Raw genomic sequence first — 18,861 nt, 5'->3', positions numbered from 1 at the left:
GCCACGCCGCTGAGCGGCCGTCTCGGCGACGCCGGCTCCGGTGGCGTCAGCCGAGGCGGCGCATCGGGGCGCCGGCCAGGTAGGCCTCGATGTCCTCGACCGCCTGGCCGTAGTACGTGCGGTAGTTGGCCTGTGAGACATAGCCGAGGTGCGGGGTGGCCAGCAACCGGGGCGCGGTGCGCATTGGATGGTCCGCGGGCAGCGGTTCGGTGTCGAAGACGTCGACGCCGGCGCCCGCGATCCGGCCCTCGCGCAGTGCCGCGAGCAGCGCCTCCTGGTCGACCAGCGCCGCGCGGGACGTGTTGATCAGGTACGCGGTCGGCCTCAGGAGGGCGAGGTCGGCGGCGCCCAGGATGCCCCGGGTGGTGTCGCCCAGGGCGAGGTGCAGGGAGACGAAGTCGCTGGTGCGGAGCAACTCCTCCTTCGAGGGCGCCAGTTCGACGCCGACCTCGTCCGTGCGCTCCTCGGTGAGGTGAGGGCTCCAGGCCGTGACCTCCATGCCGAAGGCGAGGCCCACCCGTGCCACCCGGCTGCCGATCCTGCCCAGCCCGAGCAGGCCGAGACGGCGGCCGTGCAGGTCGGCGCCGACCGTCGACTGCCAGGGGCCGCCCGCCCGCAGGGCGTTGTTCTCGGTGACGATGCCGCGAGCCAGTCCGAGCAGAAGGGCCCAGGTCAGTTCCACCGGCGGAGTGGGGGAGCTCTGGGTGCCGCAGACCGTGACGCCGTTGCGTTCGGCGGACGCGTGGTCGATGACCGAGTTGCGCATGCCGGACGCGACGATCAGCTTCAGCCGGGGGAGCCGGTCGAGCAGGGAGGCGCGGAACGGGACGCGTTCCCGCAGTGTCACCACGATGTCGAAGTCCGCGAGTGCTGAGGCGAGTTCGTCCTCGGTGGCGAAGTGCTCGGTGAAGGCGGTGACCTCCACCCGGTCCTGGACGGGGCTCCAGTCGGCGATCGTGGTGGCGATGTCCTGGAAGTCGTCGAGCACGGCGCAGCGAAGCCGCATGTCGGTCCTTTCCCACGGGGGCGGTGCCTCCGCCACGGCTCGGGCGGACGCCCCCGGATTGTCCGGCATGGCGGTGCGGCCACGGTCGGGGGCCGGCCCACCGGCACCCCGCGATGCCGGTCGGTGCCCTGCATACGATGCTTCGTACGACCCATGACGCACACCGGGTCGTATCCGTACCACGTGGGAGAACACACATGCGCAGGGCAATGACCGTGACGGCGCTCATCGCGGCGGCCGGGCTGATGACGGCGTGCGGCGGCGGCAGCGGCAGCGGCGACGGCGACGAGAAGGAGCGCGCCGGCGGGAGCACGGCCGCCTCGTCCTCCGGGCCTGCCTCCGAGGGCGAGGACAAGACGTACGAGGTCACCCTCGAAGTCGGCGGCGCGGGCAGGTCCAGCGTCTACTACACCCTCGGCACGAACAGCACCGAGCAGGTCACGCTGCCGTGGAAGAAGGCGGACGAGATCACCCTGAACCCCACCGAACGCAAGGTGGGGATCACGGTGTCCGTCGTGCCGGGGCCGGTGAAGATGACCAACGGCCAGTTGGGGGCGGCTCCCTGCTCGATCACCGTCGACGGGAAGAAGGTCGTCGAGGACCAGGGCGGCGCCGAGGGCAAGCACCTGTGCGAGTACACCCTGCGCTGACGGCACACCGGCCACCGCCCTTCCCCGCAGCCCGATTCCGCGCCCGTGGGGCTCAGCCGCCGGTCCTCTCGACGTGCACGGCGCGGGTGCGGGCCACGAAGGGGCGGGAGAGGAGCGTGACGGCGACGGAGACCGCGGCGAGCGCGGTGATCGTCGTGCCGGGGGCGAGGTACTGGGCGGTGCCGCCGGCGAGTGCGGCGCCGATGCCCTGGCACGTCATGCGGCCGGCGGACTCGACGCCCTGGACCTGGCCGCGGACCGGGTCGGGGGTCAGCGCCAGGAGGTGTTCCTGGAGGGGGAGGGTGGCGGCGAAACCGGCACCGGCGACGAACACGGCGGCCGTCGCCACCGGCAGGGGAGGGTGGAGGGCGAACAGCAGGTAGGGGGCGGCGAGCAGCAGGCGCAGGGCGAAGGCGCAGCGGCGTCGCAGGTCGGCGGTGAGCAGCCGCCCGACGGTCAGGTCACCGAGGAGCATGCCCGCGGATCCGGCGGCCAGGAGGATGCCGGCGTGGTCGGGGGCGTAGGAGATGAACAGGGCCTCGCAGCCGACGATCAGGCCGTTCGGGACCCACAGGTTCAGCAGCAGGGCGCGCGGGCCGGTGCGGGAGAGGAGCGCGGCGTTCGTCGTCCAGGTCTGCCGGAGGCCGGGGCGGCGGGGCGGGCGGATCGAGCGTTCCCGGACGGTCGTCGCCACCACGACCAGCCCGGTCCCGGTCAGGACCGCCGCCGTGACGAAGAGGCCCTGCGGGCTCAGGTACCGCAGCAGTACGGCGCCGAGCGTGAAACCGAGGACGGCCGTGCCGCCCGAGGTGATGTTCATCAGGGAACGCGCCGGGACGTACGCGGAGACCGGTACCACCTCGGAGAGCAGCCCCATCCGCGTACCGGTTCCCAGGGACTGGAAGAAACCCAGCAGCAGCAGGAGCCCGAACCGGGCGGCCAGCGGCAGCCCGGGCACGGCCTGTGCGGCGACACCCGCCAGTGAGACGCACTGGAGGGCGACGAGGGTGCGGCGCGGCCGGTTGCCGTCCGCGGCCGACATCAGCGTCATCGCGCCGAGCACGGTCGCGAACGTGGCGCCGTACATGCTCACGGCCGTCAGGAACGGGGAGCCGGTCCGGTCGTCGACCAGCGTGCCGAGGGCGAAGCCCGAGAGGGTGCTCGCGGCGACCGTGAGCGTGAAGCTCGCGTACAGGCCGGCGAACTCGCGGTCGCGGAGCAACGCGCGGTAGGTGGTGGTGGGTTCGGAGGTGTCGGAAGGCATGAAAAAAGCCTCCGGACGCTCCCGCCGGGGCGCCGAAGGCCGACGTGGTGATTATAGGGCTCGGCCCGGACCGACGCAGGTGGTTCCAGCCCTGCCGGACACGCCACGAGGTCCGGGGGCGCCGGGTTCGGTCCCCGGAGGCCCGGGCCGACTCCGCGTCGGCAAAGGCACGCGGGGGGCGGGCGTAGCGTAGGCGGCATGACGACGTACGGATCCTTCCCCGGCACGCGGCCCCGGCGTCTGCGGACCACCCCCGCCATGCGGCGCATGGTCGCCGAGACCCGGCTGCACCCCGCCGACCTCATCCTCCCGGCCTTCGTGCGCGAGGGCGTGGCCGAACCGGTGCCGATCGCGGCGATGCCGGGGGTCGTGCAGCACACGCGGGACAGTCTGAAGAAGGCGGCGGCTCAGGCCGTGGCGGCCGGGATCTCCGGGATCATGCTGTTCGGCGTGCCGGAGGAGTCGAAGAAGGACGCCGTGGGGACGCCGGGTACCGACCCGGACGGAATCCTCCAGGTGGCCCTGCGGGACGTGCGGGCCGAGGTCGGGGACGACCTGCTCGTCATGTCCGACCTGTGCCTCGACGAGACGACCGACCACGGGCACTGCGGGGTCCTCGACGAACAGGGGCGCGTCGACAACGACGCCACGCTGGAGCGGTACGCGGAGATGGCGCAGGTGCAGGCCGACGCGGGCGCCCACGTCGTCGGGCCGAGCGGGATGATGGACGGGCAGATCGGGGTGATCCGCGACGCCCTCGACCAGATCGGGCGGGAGGACGTCGCCATCCTCGCCTACACCGCCAAGTACGCGTCCGCCTTCTACGGGCCGTTCCGGGAGGCCGTCGCCTCCTCGCTCCAGGGCGACCGCAAGACGTACCAGCAGGACCCGGCGAACGTCCGCGAGTCGATGCGCGAGCTGGCGCTCGACCTGGAGGAGGGCGCCGACATGGTGATGGTGAAGCCGGCGGGTCCGTATCTGGACATTCTGGCGAGGGTCGCGGACGCGGTGGACGTGCCGGTGGCGGCGTACCAGATCTCCGGTGAGTACTCGATGATCGAGGCCGCCGCCGAGAAGGGCTGGATCGACCGGGAGCGGGCGATCCTCGAGTCGCTGACCGGCATCAAGCGGGCCGGTGCGCGCAACATCCTCACCTACTGGGCCACCGAGGTGGCCCGCACACTGCGCTGACCTCCTGCCGCACGCCCGCGGCCCGTCCCGGCCGGCCGAGGGCCGGGACGGGACGGGCGGGTGCCGCGTTCTAGTACAGGGCGGTGGCCATGGTGGGCTGCCAGTAGGTGACCTTCAGGGCGTCGTCGACGTGGACGCCGCCGGAGGGCAGGCTCACGGTGGCGATCGAGCCGTCGTCGAACGGAACCGTGAGGCTGTTCACCGTGTGCCCGTTCCCGGCGCTGCCGTCGGCGGCCGACAGCAGCACGCCCGCGTAACCGGACTTGCCGGGCTCCAGGGTCGTCACCGCCTGCGGCTTGGTCTCCTCGAAGACCGGCGGCACGGACTGGGCCTCGCCGAACCTCGCCTGCGGGTAAGCGGGCAGGTAGCACGTCTTCGAGCCGGTGTTGGTGGCCTTCAGCAGCAGGTGGTTGATCGGGCGGTCCACCTCGGTGGAGGTGATCTTCACGGCGGACGCGGAGCACTTGCCGGGGATGCCCTTGTCCTGCTCGCCGGAGCCGGAGCTGTTCCCGGACCCGTTCCCGGACCCGTTCCCGGACCCGTTCCCGGAACCGCCTGCCGTGCCGTTGTCCTTGCCGGTGCCCGAGGAGCCGGACGAACTCCCCTTGTCGCCCTGGGCCTCCGTGCCGTTCGAGCCGTTGTTTCCGGCCGTGCCGGCGGAGTCCCCGGTGGACGGCTTCGCCTCGGCGGTGGCCGTGGTGGAGGAGGACGGGCTGTCGGCGCCCGTGTCCGATCCGCCCTCGCAGGCCGTCAGTGCCAGCGCCGCCAGGGCGACGGTGGAGGCGGCGAACAGGCGGGTGCGGACGGTGCGTACGGACATGATGGAGCCCCTTCGGGTGTGGCTGGAGTGTGCGGGCCGCTCAACTGGTTTTCAGGAACGGCTGCTTGGATGACCACAGCGTGTGGCACGGTCCGTCCCGGTCGCCAGCGGCGTCGGGGCATGCGGGACAATGGAATGACAAAAACGACTCTGAGCTGGGGAAACGGTGTCCCGCTGGGACGCGGTACGGGGATGCGGGAGTGGGAGAAATGGTGGCCGGGGACGATTTCGCGGGGCTGCTGAAGGAGCTGAAGGAGCGTTCCGGCCTCAGCTACGGGGTACTGGGCAAGCGGTTGCACATGAGTGCGTCGACACTCCACCGCTATGTCAGTGGTGAGGTCGTACCGGTGGAGTTCGCCCCGGTGGAACGGATGGCCCGGCTGTGCCGGGCGACCCCCGAGGAACTGCTGGAGCTCCACCGCCGTTGGATCCGCGCGGACGCCATGCGGGGCGTGAAGGAGGGCGGCGGCGCGAAGGGGGAGGCCAAGTCCTCGGAGGAGAAGGCCAGGTCCTCCGCGGCGGGAGCCGAGTCCTCCGCGGCGGGAGCCGAGTCCTCCGCGGCGGGAGCCGAGTCCTCCGAGGGGCAGGCGGAGTCCTCCGAGGGGCAGGCGGAGTCACCCGAGGGGCAGGCCGAGTCCTCCGAAAAGCAGGCCGAGTCCTCCGAAGGGCAGGCCGAGTCCTCTCGTACCGGGAGCGAGGCGTCCCCGGGCGACAGGGAGCCGGTCGTCACCGTGGTCGGTGATGCCCGCAGCGGTACACCGGCGGGTGGCCGCGGTCCCTCACGGCGGACCGCGCTGTACGCCGGGACGGCCGTCGCCCTCGTCGCCGCCGTGGCACTCGGAGCGGCGCTGCTTCCGGACGGGGAGACCGGACGGGGCGGCTCCTCCGACGCCGCCGGAGCCACCGTCTCCCCCTCGGCGTCCCCCTCGCCGTCGCGGACCGCGCGGTCGGCCTCCCCGAGCAAGAGCGCGTCGGCCACGCCGTCCGTCTCCGCCTCCGGGTCCGGGAAGGACGGGCCGAAGGCGAGCCCCTCGGCCTCCCGGGGCGGGAACGCCGGCGGTTCCACCGGCTGGGACACCGGGGGAGAGGAGGGCGTTCCGGTCACGGTCCAGACCACGCCGTACTACTGGGACACCCCCTGCGAGCACAGTTTCCTCATCGACCGGAGCCCGCAGAACGTACCGAAGCCGCCCGTCCAGCAGGACGCGGTCGGCTGGGCCACCCCGCTCGGTGCCGTCTCCGCCGACCGGCAGGTGGTCGAGCTCACCGTGCAGGGCACGGGCGAGGAGACCGTCGTCCTGCAAGGGCTGCACGTGCGTGTGGTGAACAGTGGGGCGCCGCTCACCTGGAACAAGTACGCGATGGGCGTCGGTTGCGGTGGCGAGGTGGGCACCAAGTCGTTCGACGTGTCGCTCGATCTGGGCAACGCCCTGGTCACCCCGATCAACGGACAGCGGAAATTCCCCTACAGCGTGAACGAGTCCGACCCCGAGGTCTTCTACGTCAACGCGCACACCGCCGGGCGCGACGTCCGCTGGTACCTGGAGCTCGACTGGTCCAGCGGATCGCGGCGGGGCACGGTCCGCATCGACGACCACGGCAAGCCGTTCCGCACCAGCGCCTCGAAGACCGAGTACTACGGGTACATGCTGGGCGGCACCTCCTGGGAGCACTTCGACGGCACCTGATCCGGTGGACGACGCGTCCGGGCGGCGGTCCAACCGCCGCCCGGCACAAGGTGATCGCGTTCCGCGACCGGCCGGGCTGTCCGGATCGCGGAAAGCCGCGTGTAGGGGGCACGCGATTTTCTAGGCTGCGGGCACGCGTCGTCACCGCAGACCGAGGAGCCGTGCCATGACCGTCACCGAGCCCGCCACCTCCGCCCCCGCCCCCGCGCCGCCGTTCGCGGCACGGGCCCGCACGGTCGGCGGCTCGCCCGTACGGGACATCCTGGCCGTCACCGCCCGCCCCGAGGTCATCAACTTCGCGGGCGGGCTCCCGGCGCCCGAACTGTTCGACACCGACGGCATCGCGGCGGCGTACCGGGCGGTGTTCGACGGGGCACCCGCGCAGGCCCTGCAGTACTCCACGACGGAGGGCGAGCCCGCGCTGCGGGCGGCGCTCGCGGAACGGACGGCCGCCCGCGGGCTGCCCACCACCCCCGACGACCTGCTCGTCACCACCGGATCCCAGCAGGCCCTCTCCCTCCTCGCCACCGTGCTGCTCGAACCCGGCGACACGGTCCTGGTCGAGAACCCCTGCTATCTGGCCGCACTTCAGGCCTTCTCCCTGGCCGGGGCACGCGTGGTGGCCGTCCCCGGTGACGAGCACGGCCTCGACCCGGACGCACTGGACGAACTGGTGGCGCGCGAACGCCCCCGACTCCTCTACACCGTGCCCACCTTCCAGAACCCGACCGGCCGCACCCTGCCCGCCGCCCGCCGCGCCGCCGTCGCGGGGGTCGCCGCCCGGCGCGGACTGTGGATCGTCGAGGACGACCCGTACGGCGAACTGCGCTACGAGGGCGAACGGGTGCCGTGGATCGCCGCCCACCCCGGCGCCGGCGACCGCACGGTGCTGCTCGGCAGCTTCTCCAAGGTCATGGCCCCCGGCCTGCGCCTGGGCTGGCTGCGCGCCCCCGCCGGCCTGCGCCGCGCCTGCGCCGTCGCCAAGCAGGCCGCCGACCTGCACACCCCCACCGTCAATCAGCTCGCCGCGGCCCGCTACCTCGCCGACAACGACCTCGACGCCCACGTCCGCCGCGTCGCGGCCGCCTACGGCGCACGCCGCGACGCCATGCTCGCGGGCCTGCCCACCGCACTTCCCGACGGCTCGGCCTGGACCCGGCCGGAAGGCGGCATGTTCCTCTGGGCCCGGCTGCCGGAGCCGTACGACACCACGGCACTGCTCCCCGACGTGGTCCGGCACGACGTGGCGTACGTCCCCGGCGCCCCCTTCCACGCCGCCGACCCGGACCGCCGCACCATGCGCCTGTGCTTCGTGACCCAGACCCCGGAGGAGATCACGGAGGGACTGCGGCGGCTCGCAGCGGGGCTGGGCGGCTGAGCCGCGTCACTACCGGTCCCACCGTGGTGGTCGCAGGCGACCACCACGGCACGGGACCGCTCCAGGTCGGGCAGGAGCGCGGGACGTCGGTGCGGGGCGTTGGTTGCCATGGCACCCATGGTGGGGCCGCCCGTCCCGGGAAGACAGCGGCCCGTCCTCGACTCCTGGAAGAGAACGGGCCGTCGTGGTTCGCGGTCAGAGGCGCTCGGGCGTCCTGATGCCCAGCAGGGCCATGCCCCGGTGGAGCGTGCGGGCCGTGAGGTCGCAGAGGAAGAGACGGTTCTCCGCCACGTCCTGCGGCGGCTGCGGCTTGATCACCGGACACTTGTCGTAGAACGACGTGTACAGCGACGCCAGCTGGTACAGGTACGCGGCCAGCTTGTGCGGGGCGTACTCCGCGGCCGCCTCGAAGACCGTGTCCCCGAACGCGTCCAGGTGCAGGCCCAGCGCGCGCTCCGCCTCGTGCAGGTCCAGCTCCGGGTGAGCCGCGGGGCCGACCTCGCCGGCCTTGCGGAGGATGGACTGGATACGGGCGTAGGCGTACTGGAGGTACACGCTGGTGTCGCCGTTGAGCGAGACCATCTGGTCCAGGTCGAACTTGTAGTCGCGGTTCGGCGACGTCGACAGGTCCGCGTACTTCACGGCTCCGATGCCGACCTGCGCGGCCCGCTCCTGGATCTCGTCCTCGGTGAGGTCCCGCGCCTTCTCCCGCACGACCTCCGCGGCCCGCTGCACCGCCTCGTCCAGCAGGTCCTCCAGGCGTACGGTCTCGCCCGCACGCGTCTTGAAGGGCTTGCCGTCCGCGCCGAGCACCGTGCCGTAGCCCATGTTGTGCGCGGTGACGCCGTCGCTGAGCCAGCCGGCCCGGCGGGCCGTCTCGAAGACCATCCTGAAGTGGAGCGACTGGCGCACGTCGACGACGTACAGCAGCGTGGTCGCGTGCAGGCCGAGGACGCGGTCGCGGATCGCGGTCAGGTCGGAGGCCGCGTAGCCGAAGCCGCCGTCGGCCTTCTGCACGATCAGCGGGACCGGCTGGTCGTCCTTGCCGCGGATCTCGTCGAAGAACACCACGAGCGCGCCCTCGGAGCGCACCGCGACGCCCATCTCCTCCAGGAGGCGGGCGGTCTCGGGCATGCCCTCGTTGTACGCGGACTCGCCGACGATCTCCTCGTCGCGGACCTCCATGTCGAGCTTCTCGAAGACGGAGTAGAAGTAGACCTTCGACTCGTCCACGAACTGCTGCCACAGTTCGAGCGTCTCCTTGTCACCGGACTGGAGGGCGACGACCCGCCCCCGGGCCCGCTCCTTGAACTCCTCGTCCGAGTCGAAGAGCGCGCGCGACGCCTTGTAGACCCGGTTCAGGTTCGACATGGCCTGCTCGCCGTCGACGTCCTCCGGCGGGGCCAGCTCGCCGGGGTGCTCGAACAGGTACTGGATGAGCATGCCGAACTGGGTGCCCCAGTCGCCGATGTGGTGCCGGCCGATCGTCTTCTCGCCGGTGAAGTCGAGCATGGAGCGCAGGGCGTCGCCGATGACCGCCGAGCGCAGGTGACCGACGTGCATCTCCTTCGCCACGTTCGGCTGGGCGTAGTCGACGACCGTGACGCCCGCGTTCTCCTTCAGCGGCACGCCGAGGCGCTCGCCGTCCGCGTGCCGCGCGGCGAGGTTCTGGGTGATCGCCCGGTCGGCGACGGTGATGTTGAGGAAGCCGGGTCCTGAGACCTCGACGTCCTTGATCAGGTCACCGGTGGTGACGTGGGCGACGACCTCGGTCGCCAGCTCCCGCGGGTTCGCCTTCGCCTTCTTGGCCAGCGCGAGGATGCCGTTGGCCTGGAAGTCCGCCCGGTCGCTACGTCGCAGCAGCGGGTCCGCGGCTGCCTCCGGCCGGGTGGCCGAGAGGGCGGACGTGAGCTGCTGGTTGACGAGATCGGTGAGCGATGTGACCGAGGCCATAGGAGTGGGTGCCGTTCTCCTCGTGGGTTCAGATAGACACGGTCAGTATCCCACGGGGGGTGAAGCGATTTTCTCGGCTGCGGGGCGGTGGGGCCGGTCGCGCCCGCGCGGCGGAGCCGTGTACCGGCACGGTCCGCGCCCCTGGGCGGGCCGGTGAGGAGGTGTTTTCGCCGTTGCCGTCGTTGCTGGGAGAATGGAGCGGTCAGCCGTGCGACCGTACCGGCTGCCCGAGCAGAAAGAAGGACGTGCCGATCGTGGCTCAGAGCACCGAGACCACCGACTGGGTCTCCCGTTTCGCGGACGACGTCATCGAGGAGTCGGAGCGTCGGGCCCCGGGCAAACCTGTGGTCGTCGCGTCCGGTCTTTCCCCCTCGGGCCCGATCCACCTGGGGAACCTCCGCGAGGTCATGACCCCCCACCTCGTCGCCGACGAGATCCGCCGCCGCGGCCACCGGGTCCGGCACCTGATCTCCTGGGACGACTACGACCGGTACCGCAAGGTCCCGGCCGGCATCACCGGCGTCGACGAGTCGTGGTCCGAGCACATCGGCAAGCCGCTGACCTCCGTCCCCGCCCCCAAGGGCTCCGCGTACCCGAACTGGGCCGAGCACTTCAAGGCCGCGATGACCGCCTCGCTGGCCGAGCTGGGCGTGGAGTTCGACGGCATCAGCCAGACCGAGCAGTACACCTCCGGTGTCTACCGCGAGCAGATCCTGCACGCCATCAGGCACCGCGCCGACATCGACGCGATCCTCGCCCAGTACCGCACCAAGAAGGCCCCGGCGAAGAAGCAGCAGCAGAAGCCGGTCGACGAGGCCGAGCTGGAGGCCGCCGAGGGCTCCGGCGCCGCCGCCGAGGACGACGGCAGCTCCGGCGCCGCCGGATACTTCCCGTACAAGCCGTACTGCGGCAACTGCGAGAAGGACCTGACGACGGTCACCGCGTACGACGACGACTCCACCGAGCTGACCTACGCCTGCACGGCGTGCGGTTTCTCGGAGACCGTCCGGCTGAACGAGTTCAACCGCGGCAAGCTGGTCTGGAAGGTCGACTGGCCCATGCGGTGGGCGTACGAGGGTGTGATCTTCGAGCCCAGCGGTGTCGACCACTCCTCGCCCGGCTCGTCGTTCCAGGTCGGCGGGCAGATCGTCGGGATCTTCGGTGGCGAGCAGCCGATCGGGCCGATGTACGCCTTCGTCGGCATCAGCGGCATGGCGAAGATGTCGTCGTCGAAGGGCGGGGTGCCGACCCCGGCCGACGCGCTGCAGATCATGGAACCGCAGCTGCTGCGCTGGCTCTACGCCCGGCGCCGCCCCAACCAGTCCTTCAAGATCGCCTTCGACCAGGAGATCCAGCGCCTCTACGACGAGTGGGACCGGCTCGACGCCAAGGTCGCCGACGGCAGCGCCCTGCCCGCCGACGTGGCCGCGCACTCCCGCGCGGTACGCACGGCGAGCGGTGAGCTGCCGAGGACCCCCCGGCCGCTGCCGTACCGCACGCTCGCCTCGGTGGCCGACATCACCGCCGGTCACGGGGACCAGGCGCTGCGGATCCTGAGTGACCTGGACCCGTCGAACCCGCTGGGCTCCCTGGACGAGGCCCGCCCCCGGTACGACAAGGCCGAGGCGTGGATCAACACCCACGTCCCCGCCGACCAGCGCACCATCGTCCGCGCGGAGCCCGACGCCGAGCTGCTGAAGTCGCTCGACGAGCGGGGACAGCAGTCGCTGCGGCTGTTGCTCGACGGCCTCGCCGACAACTGGTCGCTGGACGGGCTCACCCACCTCGTCTACGGCGTGCCCAAGGTCCAGGCGGGCTTCTCCGCCGACGCCACGCCCAAGGAGCTGCCGGCGGAGATCAAGACCGCCCAGCGGTCGTTCTTCGCGCTGCTGTACCACCTGCTGGTCGGGCGGGACACGGGACCGCGGCTGCCCACGCTGCTGCTGGCGGTGGGGCAGGAGCGGGTGCGGGCGCTGCTCGGGGAGTAGGGCTTCCCTTCACGGCGAAAGGGGGCGTCCGGTGCCGGCCGGACGCCCCCTTTCGCCGTGCGCGCGTTACGCGATGTGGTCCTCTTCCAGTTCCGCCGTGTGGCGCTGCTGGAAGCGTTCGGCGAGGGTCTTCAGCTCGCTCGGGTTCAGCGTCGTGCCGTAGGTCGCCTGGATGTTGTCACCGAGGACGCGGGGCGTGGGGTAGCTGCCGTCTATCGACTGGCGGAATATCTGGTAGTACGCCTCTTCGTCCGGGTCGGAGGCGGGGGTGCCGCCGCCTTCGCCCAGCTCGCGGGTGCGGCCGCCGGGGACCACCGGGATGGGGAAGCTGCCGGTCTCCTCCGGGGAGGGTTCCTGGAGGGGCGGTTCTTCCTGGTACTGGTCCTGGTACTGCTCGGCGTGCTGCTGTTCCGCGTACCAGCGGGCGTACTCCTCGTCGGGGTCGTAGGTGGGGTCGTAGCCGCCCTGGTACTCGACGGTGCGGGGGTCGCGGGCGTGGAGCCACTGGTTCTGGTCCGGGGCCGTCTCTTCCCGGGGCCCGGGGTTCTGGTTGCCCTCGAGTTCCAGGCGCTGCTCGCCGTGAGGCGCCGCCTGCACCCGTGCCGCCCCAGCGGCACGACTGCCCGCGGCCGCGTCGGCGCGGCTGACCTCGGCCGTGTCGGCGGCAGGGGGCAGCAGCGCCGGTTCTATGCCTGCCGCCGCCAGGCCCGCCGGGGCGGTGTCGGCCAGGGGGACACCGTACTTGGCGAGGCGCAGCGGCATCAGGGACTCCACCGGGGCCTTGCGGCGCCAGGCGCGGCCGAAACGGGAGCGCAGACGGGCCTGGTAGACCAGGCGCTCCTGCTCCAGCTTGATCACCTGCTCGTAGGAGCGCAGCTCCCACAGCTTCATCCGGCGCCACAGCAGGAACGTCGGCACCGGCGACAGCATCCAGCGGGTGAGCCGGACGCCCTCCATGTGCTTGTCGGCGGTGATGTCGGCGATCCGCCCGATCGCGTGCCGGGCCGCCTCCACGGAGACCACGAACAGCACCGGGATCACACCGTGCATGCCCACACCGAGCGGATCCGGCCACGCCGCCGCGCCGTTGAACGCGATCGTCGCCGCCGTCAGCAGCCATGCCGTCTGCCGCAGCAGCGGGAACGGGATGCGGATCCAGGTCAGCAGCAGGTCCAGGGCCAGCAGGACGCAGATACCGGCGTCGATGCCGATCGGGAAGACGTAACTGAAGTTCCCGAAGCCCTTCTGCAGGGCGAGCTCACGGACCGCGGCGTACGAACCGGCGAAGCCGATCCCGGCGATGACGACGGCACCGAAGACGACCACACCGATGAGAACCCGGTGCGTCCGTGTCAGCTGAAGTGGCGCGGCCACCCGTACTCCCCTCCCAGTGCGTGTTGTTGCGCGCAACAGAGTGGCACATGTGTGCGGGGGACGGGTGGCCGGTTCCTGTTCAGGGTCGGTCAGCTCTTGCTCGACGCCTTCGAGGCGGACGTGGAGGGGGACGTGGAGGGGGACTTCGAGGCCGACTTCGACGGCGACTTCGAGGCCGACTCGGACGGCGCGGCGCCCGTGCCGTTCGCCTTCGTCACCGAGGCCACCACCTCCTTGGCCGCCTTCCGCGCGTCCTTCATCAGGTCGTCCGCGTCCGGCGTCCTGTCACCGGCGAGACCGGCGCCGTTGTAGTCGAGGGTGACGACCACGTTCTCGACGCGTGCCACGACCGTCTGCTGCTTGAAGGTGCCTTCCTTCTTCTTCAGGTCGTAGCGCACCGCCGTCGCCTCGTCACCGGTCCCGGTGACCGGCTCCGACTTGGCGCTCCTCGCGCCCTCGGCCGACTGGGCGTCCCGCACCTGCTTGTCGTAGTACTCCCGGGCGAGCTCGTCGCCCGGACCACGGGTGGTGTCCGAGTCGAAGCGCAGCAGCGACACGTTCAGCCAGCGGAACTGCGAGCCGTCCACACCGTTGTTGTCCAGGCTGTTCCAGGAACAGCTGCCCCGGGTGGAGGCGTCGTCCGAGGCGCCCTTCTTGCCCGACTTCGCCTTCGGCGCCAGATCGTCCAGGGTCTTCTCGGACAGCACCGCACACGGCTCCGGGAGCCTCTTGTACGCCGCCGCCCGCACCGTCGGGGACGGGCTCGCGGACTGCGAGGCGGAGGCGGCCTTGTCCTTGCCGTCGTCGGAGCCGGAGTCCGAGGAGCAGCCGGCGGCGACCAGGGGGACTGCGACCGCGCAGACAAGGACGCGGGTGAGGCGCTTCGCTCGCTGTGATCGCGGGTCTCGCTGTACTCGTCGCTGCATGGTTCCTTCACTCATGACGCTCGTGTTCCCTGCGGTCGGAACGGGTCCGAGGGGTCACGGTACGCGGTGGGCCGCCCGTGCGGTCTTCCTTCGCGTGCTTCGCGCACGGGGGTGAAGGTGCCGTGAACCGTGCTCAGCCGCTCAGCGAATCGGCCAGCTCCGAGGCCAGTTTCCGCGCCCTGTCCTGCAATTCCTTGCTGTCCGGGACGACACCGACGGTCACCGGCTGCTCCGCGTACTCGATGGTCACGATCACGTTGGACGTGCGGAACGCCACAGTCACCGTGCGCTGTTCGGCGGTCGAACCGGAGCTGCTCAGCTCGTCGTCGAGGAACGCCTCGTCGCCCAGGTCCTCCAGGAGACGGGGCTGCAGGTCGGAGGGGGCGGCGGACGGTGAGGCGGCGGACGACGAGGCGGCGGTGGGCGACCCGGGCGAAGGGGACGAACCGGGCTCCGTGGAAGGGTCGATGGACGGAGTGCCGGTCTCCGTGGTCGTCACCGTCGGCTCCGGGAGCCGCGCCGCCGTCCGCTTGGCCGCGAAGAGTTCCCCGGCCTGGGCGTCGTCGCCGACGGCGTTGTCGTAGGAGACGACCCGCTCGAAGTCGACCAGCAGATGGTCGGTCGCCTCCGCCGACTCCACCTTCCAGCGGCAGCCCACCTTGCGGTCGGTGTCGTACGTGAGGGTCGCCTCGCCCGCGTACGCCTTCTCGCGCTGCGCCTCGTCGGTCATCTCCCCGATGCCGGGCAGGAGTTGGTCGAGCGTCGTGTCCTCGACCACACCGCAGGGCTCGGGAAGCGTGGTGTACCTGCCGGGCTGGGCGGCCTGGGTGGCCATGCCGGCGCTTCCCGGGTTGGAGTTGTCCGACTGGCCGGCGTCGTCCGGGGTGCCGGTGCAGCCGGCCAGGACGGCCGCCAGGAGCGCGGCGACGCCGGGTACGTACGCCTTCCGCTGCACGTTCGGGCTCCTCTCGACGGTGGGTGCGGGCCGGTGCCCGCCGGGTCTCCCCAGTGTCCCCGCTGGTTAATCGCTTGCCGCACGGGGGCGCCCCCTGCAGACAATGTGTATCGCACGCACTGCCGTGGACGCCGGTCCGTCATCCCTTTTCGCTGACCTTGGCGCCGGTTTTGCGATTCTCGGCTTCTGTTGGCTTTCTGGGGGAATGGGGACGTTATGTCGTACGTGGAACTGCCGGGTGCGAAGGTGCCGATCCGGATGTGGGCGGATCCGGCGACGGTGGAGGAGGGCGCCCTCCAGCAACTGCGCAACGTCGCCACCCTGCCGTGGATCAAGGGCCTGGCCGTGATGCCGGACGTGCACTACGGCAAGGGCGCGACGGTCGGGTCGGTCATCGCGATGCGGGGTGCGGTGTGCCCGGCGGCGGTGGGCGTCGACATCGGCTGCGGGATGTCGGCGGTGAAGACGTCCCTGACGGCGAACGACCTGCCCGGTGATCTGTCGCGGCTGCGGTCGAAGGTCGAGCAGGCGATCCCGGTCGGGCGGGGCATGCACGAGACCCCGGTCGACCCGTCCCGTTTCCACGCCTTCGCGACCGGCGGCTGGGACGACTTCTGGGGCCGCTTCGGCGGGGTGGCGGACGCGGTCAAATTCCGTCAGGAACGTGCCACAAAGCAAATGGGAACGCTCGGATCCGGAAACCATTTCGTGGAAATTTGCACGGATACAACCGGTTCCGTCTGGCTGATGCTGCACTCCGGTTCCCGGAACATCGGCAAGGAACTGGCCGAGCACCACATCGGCATCGCCCAGAAGCTCCCGCACAACCAGAACCTGGTCGACCGCGACCTCGCCGTCTTCATCGCGGACACCCCGCAGATGGCGGCGTACCGCAACGACCTGTTCTGGGCGCAGGAGTACGCGAAGTACAACCGCTCGATCATGATGGCGCTCCTGAAGGACGTGGTCCGCAAGGAGTTCAAGAAGGCCAGGCCGGTCTTCGAGCCGGAGATCAGCGCGCACCACAACTACGTGGCCGAGGAGCGCTACGACGGCATGGACCTGCTCGTGACCCGCAAGGGCGCGATCCGCGCGGGTTCCGGCGAGTACGGGATCATCCCGGGCTCCATGGGCACGGGTTCGTACATCGTCAAGGGCCTCGGGAACGCCGAGTCCTTCAACTCGGCCTCGCACGGCGCCGGTCGGCGGATGAGCCGCAGCGCGGCGAAGCGGCGCTTCTCGACGAAGGACCTGGAGGAGCAGACGCGGGGCGTGGAGTGCCGCAAGGACTCCGGTGTCGTGGACGAGATCCCGGGCGCGTACAAGCCGATCGAGCAGGTCATCGACCAGCAGCGGGATCTCGTGGAGGTCGTCGCGAAGCTGAAGCAGGTCGTCTGCGTGAAGGGCTGACGCGACGAAGGCGGCAAGGAGAGCGGGTTCCCTGAGCGGGGCCCGCTACTTTGCGTGCGTCACCGCGTAGATCATGACGAAGGCGACGATGTGGATGCCGAAGAGGAAGTAGCCGAGGTAGTACCAGACGTAGCGTTCGCGCTTCTTCTCCAGGGCCAGGCGGCGCTGTTCGGCGTCGGACATCAGGGCTCCCGGTGGACCTTGGTGTTGGAGGCTTGGGCGCGGGGGCGGACGATCATCAGGTCGATGTTGACGTGGGGCGGGCGGGTGACCGCCCAGGTGATGGTGTCGGCGACGTCGTCCGCGGTGAGGGGTTCGGCGACGCCCTGGTAGACCTTGGCGGCCTTCTCCGCGTCGCCGCCGAAGCGGGTGAGGGCGAACTCGTCGGTTTTGACCATGCCGGGCGCGATCTCGACGACGCGCACCGGGCGGCCGACGATCTCCAGGCGCAGGGTCTCGGCGAGGACGTGCGCGCCGTGCTTGGCGGCGGCGTAGCCCGCGCCGCCCTCGTAGGTGGCGTGGCCGGCGGTGGAGGACACGACGACGACCGTGCCGTCGCCGCTCGCGTCCAGTTTGGGCAGCAGGGCCTGGGTGAGGTGGAGGGTGCCGAGGACGTTCGTCTCGTACATCGTGCGCCACTGGTCCGGGTCGCCGGTGGCGACCGGGTCGGCGCCGAGTGCGCCGCCGGCGTTGTTGACGAGGACGCCGACGGTCCTGAAGGCGGTGGCGAACTCGTCGACGGCGGCGCGGTCGGTGACGTCGAGCGGGTAGGCCGTCGCCGTGTGGCCGGCCGCGGTGATCTCCTCGGCGAGCGCCTCGATGCGGTCCTTGCGGCGGGCGGTGAGGACGACGCGGTAGCCGGCCTCGGCGAGGCGGCGGGCCGTGGCGGCGCCGATTCCGCTGCTGGCGCCCGTGACGACGGCGATTCGGGACGCGGCGGGCGGTACGGCGGTGACCATGGGCTGCTCCTCGGGCGGGCGGGCGGGCGGTGCGCGTGCGCGGTCGGGACCTGCGCCGCCAGCATAGGCGGGGGGCCGGTGGGAGAATGGGGCCGGTGGTCCTCCGGGGCAGGAGGTGGGTCATGGGTGAGGCGCGCGAGGTCATGGACCGACTCACCGCGGCGGTCACCACGGACCTGGACATGGGTGCCGTGGCGGAGCTGTACGCGCGGGACGCGGTCGCCTGGGTGCCCGAGGCGGGGGAACTGCACGGGCGGGACGAGATCGTCGAGTACTGGCGTCAGATGACGACGGCCGTGCCCGACGCCCGGTACGAGTCGCTGCACGCGTTCGAGGTGGGCAGCACCGCGATCGACGAGGGGTGGTTCAGCGGCCGGAACACCGGGCCGTCGCAGGCGCCGGACGGGCGGACCGTGCCGGCGACCGGGAAGGAGGTCAGGATCCGCGGGGCGGACGTCGCCACCGTCGAGGACGGCAGGATCGTCAGCTACCGGCTCTACTTCGACCAGCTGACCTTCCTGGAGCAGTTGGGGCTGCTTCCCGGGACGGTGGTCTGAGGGCGTCAGCCGTTGCGCGGCGCCCACATGATCACGGCCATTCCGGCGAGGCGGACCAGTGCGCCGGTGATGTCCCGGCGGTCCGGGCGGTAACCGTCGGCGACCACGCCCCACAGGATCGAGCCGGCGACGAAGATCCCGCCGTACGCGGCGAGGACGCGGCCGAAGTGGGCGTCGGGCTGGAAGCCGGCGACGAAGCCGTAGGCGCCGAGGGCGAGGACGCCGCCGGCCGCTCACATCCAGCCGCGGTGTTCGCGCACGCCCTGCCGGACCAGCCAGGCGCCGCCGATCTCCAGTACGGCGGCGAGGACGAACAGGGCGGCGGAGCGGAGGATCAGCATGCGTGCAGCTTCACATCCGGGGACGTCACCTGATGGAGGGCGTCAGGCACGGGCCGGGGGCCACGCGGGCCGGGCTGCCGGCGGAGCCGGCCGTGGTGTCCCGGCGGTACCTGGCGGACCGCACGAGATGGCGCTCGGCAAGAACCTGATGGTCGCGGTCCCGGCGGTACCTGGCGGACCGCACCCTGCCCGACCGGGCGCTCGCCGGCCGGCTGGGCCCGCACCCCACCGGTCCGCGGTGTCCGGACCTGCTGACGCCTGAGGGCGGCCCGGTGGCCACGGGCCGGGTCGCGGAGCCGGCGGGGCCGACGGCCGGCTCGGCGATCCGGCTGGTGGACCGGCTGGAGCGGGACGCGGGAGACCGGCTGCCGGTGTGCGCTCTTCGACGATCTCGACGACGC

General features: G+C 71.5%; 16 protein-coding genes and 1 pseudogene. 7 read left to right on the top strand and 10 right to left on the bottom strand.

Annotation, left to right across the window (positions count from 1 at the left end; genetic code table 11):
* Window positions 1–46: 46 nt before the first annotated feature.
* A complete protein-coding gene (locus ACFXAE_RS22650; protein WP_384717750.1) occupies window positions 47–1,006 on the bottom strand; it encodes a D-2-hydroxyacid dehydrogenase family protein in 960 nt (319 codons plus the stop codon).
* Window positions 1,007–1,203: 197 nt separating this feature from the next.
* Here ACFXAE_RS22650 and ACFXAE_RS22645 point away from each other — a divergent pair, with 197 nt between their 5' ends.
* A complete protein-coding gene (locus tag ACFXAE_RS22645; RefSeq protein ID WP_384717748.1) occupies window positions 1,204–1,656 on the top strand; it encodes a hypothetical protein in 453 nt (150 codons plus the stop codon).
* Between the two features lie 52 nt (window positions 1,657–1,708).
* Here ACFXAE_RS22645 and ACFXAE_RS22640 read toward each other — a convergent pair whose 3' ends face one another.
* Window positions 1,709–2,920: a hypothetical protein gene (locus tag ACFXAE_RS22640; protein ID WP_384717745.1), complete on the bottom strand. Its 1,212-nt coding sequence runs from the start codon at window positions 2,918–2,920 to the stop codon at window positions 1,709–1,711.
* A gap of 198 nt (window positions 2,921–3,118) precedes the next feature.
* Between ACFXAE_RS22640 and hemB the strand changes: the two genes are divergently transcribed.
* Window positions 3,119–4,111, top strand: coding sequence for a porphobilinogen synthase (gene hemB, locus ACFXAE_RS22635; protein ID WP_384717742.1), 993 nt, complete (start codon window positions 3,119–3,121; stop codon window positions 4,109–4,111).
* Between the two features lie 70 nt (window positions 4,112–4,181).
* Here the strand turns inward: hemB and ACFXAE_RS22630 are convergent, their stop codons facing one another.
* Window positions 4,182–4,931 carry a DUF4232 domain-containing protein gene (locus ACFXAE_RS22630; RefSeq protein WP_384717739.1) on the bottom strand — a complete coding sequence of 250 codons (750 nt, stop codon included), beginning with the start codon at window positions 4,929–4,931 and terminating at the stop codon, window positions 4,182–4,184.
* Window positions 4,932–5,140: 209 nt separating this feature from the next.
* Here ACFXAE_RS22630 and ACFXAE_RS22625 point away from each other — a divergent pair, with 209 nt between their 5' ends.
* Window positions 5,141–6,619 (top strand): helix-turn-helix domain-containing protein, encoded by a 1,479-nt coding sequence (locus ACFXAE_RS22625; protein ID WP_384717836.1) that lies wholly within the window; start codon window positions 5,141–5,143, stop codon window positions 6,617–6,619.
* Between the two features lie 166 nt (window positions 6,620–6,785).
* A complete protein-coding gene (locus ACFXAE_RS22620) occupies window positions 6,786–7,997 on the top strand; it encodes a PLP-dependent aminotransferase family protein (RefSeq protein ID WP_384717736.1) in 1,212 nt (403 codons plus the stop codon).
* Window positions 7,998–8,192: 195 nt separating this feature from the next.
* On the opposite strand, the gene argS is transcribed toward ACFXAE_RS22620, so the two are convergent.
* The gene (gene argS / locus ACFXAE_RS22615) at window positions 8,193–9,950 is read right to left on the bottom strand and encodes an arginine--tRNA ligase (RefSeq protein WP_384717733.1); all 1,758 of its coding nucleotides are present in this window, start codon (window positions 9,948–9,950) and stop codon (window positions 8,193–8,195) included.
* Between the two features lie 245 nt (window positions 9,951–10,195).
* On the opposite strand from argS, the gene lysS reads away from it, so the two are divergent.
* Entirely contained in the window at window positions 10,196–11,938 is a 1,743-nt protein-coding gene (gene lysS / locus ACFXAE_RS22610) for a lysine--tRNA ligase (RefSeq protein WP_384717729.1), read from the top strand.
* Window positions 11,939–12,004: 66 nt separating this feature from the next.
* Here the strand turns inward: lysS and ACFXAE_RS22605 are convergent, their stop codons facing one another.
* The 3 genes from ACFXAE_RS22605 to ACFXAE_RS22595 form a co-directional block, all read right to left on the bottom strand.
* Window positions 12,005–13,312: a DUF2637 domain-containing protein gene (locus tag ACFXAE_RS22605; RefSeq protein WP_384717726.1), complete on the bottom strand. Its 1,308-nt coding sequence runs from the start codon at window positions 13,310–13,312 to the stop codon at window positions 12,005–12,007.
* Window positions 13,313–13,401: 89 nt separating this feature from the next.
* On the bottom strand, window positions 13,402–14,253 hold the full coding sequence (locus ACFXAE_RS22600; RefSeq protein WP_384717723.1) for a DUF3558 family protein: 852 nt from the start codon (window positions 14,251–14,253) through the stop codon (window positions 13,402–13,404).
* 118 nt (window positions 14,254–14,371) lie between these two features.
* Window positions 14,372–15,193, bottom strand: a complete 822-nt coding sequence (locus ACFXAE_RS22595; RefSeq protein ID WP_384717720.1) for a DUF3558 domain-containing protein — start codon at window positions 15,191–15,193, stop codon at window positions 14,372–14,374.
* Window positions 15,194–15,409: 216 nt separating this feature from the next.
* On the opposite strand from ACFXAE_RS22595, the gene ACFXAE_RS22590 reads away from it, so the two are divergent.
* Window positions 15,410–16,603 carry an RtcB family protein gene (locus tag ACFXAE_RS22590; protein ID WP_384717717.1) on the top strand — a complete coding sequence of 398 codons (1,194 nt, stop codon included), beginning with the start codon at window positions 15,410–15,412 and terminating at the stop codon, window positions 16,601–16,603.
* A gap of 45 nt (window positions 16,604–16,648) precedes the next feature.
* Here the strand turns inward: ACFXAE_RS22590 and ACFXAE_RS22585 are convergent, their stop codons facing one another.
* Both ACFXAE_RS22585 and ACFXAE_RS22580 read right to left on the bottom strand, forming a co-directional pair.
* Window positions 16,649–16,882, bottom strand: a complete 234-nt coding sequence (locus ACFXAE_RS22585) for a hypothetical protein (protein ID WP_384717833.1) — start codon at window positions 16,880–16,882, stop codon at window positions 16,649–16,651.
* Entirely contained in the window at window positions 16,786–17,562 is a 777-nt protein-coding gene (locus tag ACFXAE_RS22580; RefSeq protein ID WP_384717714.1) for an SDR family NAD(P)-dependent oxidoreductase, read from the bottom strand. Before ACFXAE_RS22580 ends, ACFXAE_RS22585 begins: the two co-directional genes overlap by 97 nt.
* A 122-nt stretch (window positions 17,563–17,684) precedes the next feature.
* On the opposite strand from ACFXAE_RS22580, the gene ACFXAE_RS22575 reads away from it, so the two are divergent.
* On the top strand, window positions 17,685–18,119 hold the full coding sequence (locus ACFXAE_RS22575) for an ester cyclase (protein WP_384717711.1): 435 nt from the start codon (window positions 17,685–17,687) through the stop codon (window positions 18,117–18,119).
* Between the two features lie 5 nt (window positions 18,120–18,124).
* Here the strand turns inward: ACFXAE_RS22575 and ACFXAE_RS22570 are convergent.
* Window positions 18,125–18,460 (bottom strand): annotated as a pseudogene (locus ACFXAE_RS22570) (YnfA family protein).
* Window positions 18,461–18,861: the final 401 nt, after the last annotated feature.

Source organism: Streptomyces sp. NPDC059454 (genome assembly GCF_042749965.1).
GTDB lineage: Bacteria > Actinomycetota > Actinomycetes > Streptomycetales > Streptomycetaceae > Streptomyces.
Note: the sequence above shows the minus strand (reverse complement) of the source record. Positions and strands in the feature narration are given on the sequence as shown.

Excerpts from the sequence above, each read along its gene's own strand:
- ACFXAE_RS22650 (WP_384717750.1), bottom strand. The coding sequence starts at position 1,006 with ATGCGGCTTCGCTGCGCCGTGCTCGACGACTTCCAGGACATCGCCACC.
- ACFXAE_RS22645 (WP_384717748.1), top strand. The coding sequence starts at position 1,204 with ATGCGCAGGGCAATGACCGTGACGGCGCTCATCGCGGCGGCCGGGCTG.
- ACFXAE_RS22640 (WP_384717745.1), bottom strand. The coding sequence starts at position 2,920 with ATGCCTTCCGACACCTCCGAACCCACCACCACCTACCGCGCGTTGCTC.
- hemB (WP_384717742.1), top strand. The coding sequence starts at position 3,119 with ATGACGACGTACGGATCCTTCCCCGGCACGCGGCCCCGGCGTCTGCGG.
- ACFXAE_RS22630 (WP_384717739.1), bottom strand. The coding sequence starts at position 4,931 with ATGTCCGTACGCACCGTCCGCACCCGCCTGTTCGCCGCCTCCACCGTC.
- ACFXAE_RS22625 (WP_384717836.1), top strand. The coding sequence starts at position 5,141 with ATGGTGGCCGGGGACGATTTCGCGGGGCTGCTGAAGGAGCTGAAGGAG.
- ACFXAE_RS22620 (WP_384717736.1), top strand. The coding sequence starts at position 6,786 with ATGACCGTCACCGAGCCCGCCACCTCCGCCCCCGCCCCCGCGCCGCCG.
- argS (WP_384717733.1), bottom strand. The coding sequence starts at position 9,950 with ATGGCCTCGGTCACATCGCTCACCGATCTCGTCAACCAGCAGCTCACG.
- ACFXAE_RS22600 (WP_384717723.1), bottom strand. The coding sequence starts at position 14,253 with ATGAGTGAAGGAACCATGCAGCGACGAGTACAGCGAGACCCGCGATCA.
- ACFXAE_RS22590 (WP_384717717.1), top strand. The coding sequence starts at position 15,410 with ATGTCGTACGTGGAACTGCCGGGTGCGAAGGTGCCGATCCGGATGTGG.
- ACFXAE_RS22580 (WP_384717714.1), bottom strand. The coding sequence starts at position 17,562 with ATGGTCACCGCCGTACCGCCCGCCGCGTCCCGAATCGCCGTCGTCACG.
- ACFXAE_RS22575 (WP_384717711.1), top strand. The coding sequence starts at position 17,685 with ATGGGTGAGGCGCGCGAGGTCATGGACCGACTCACCGCGGCGGTCACC.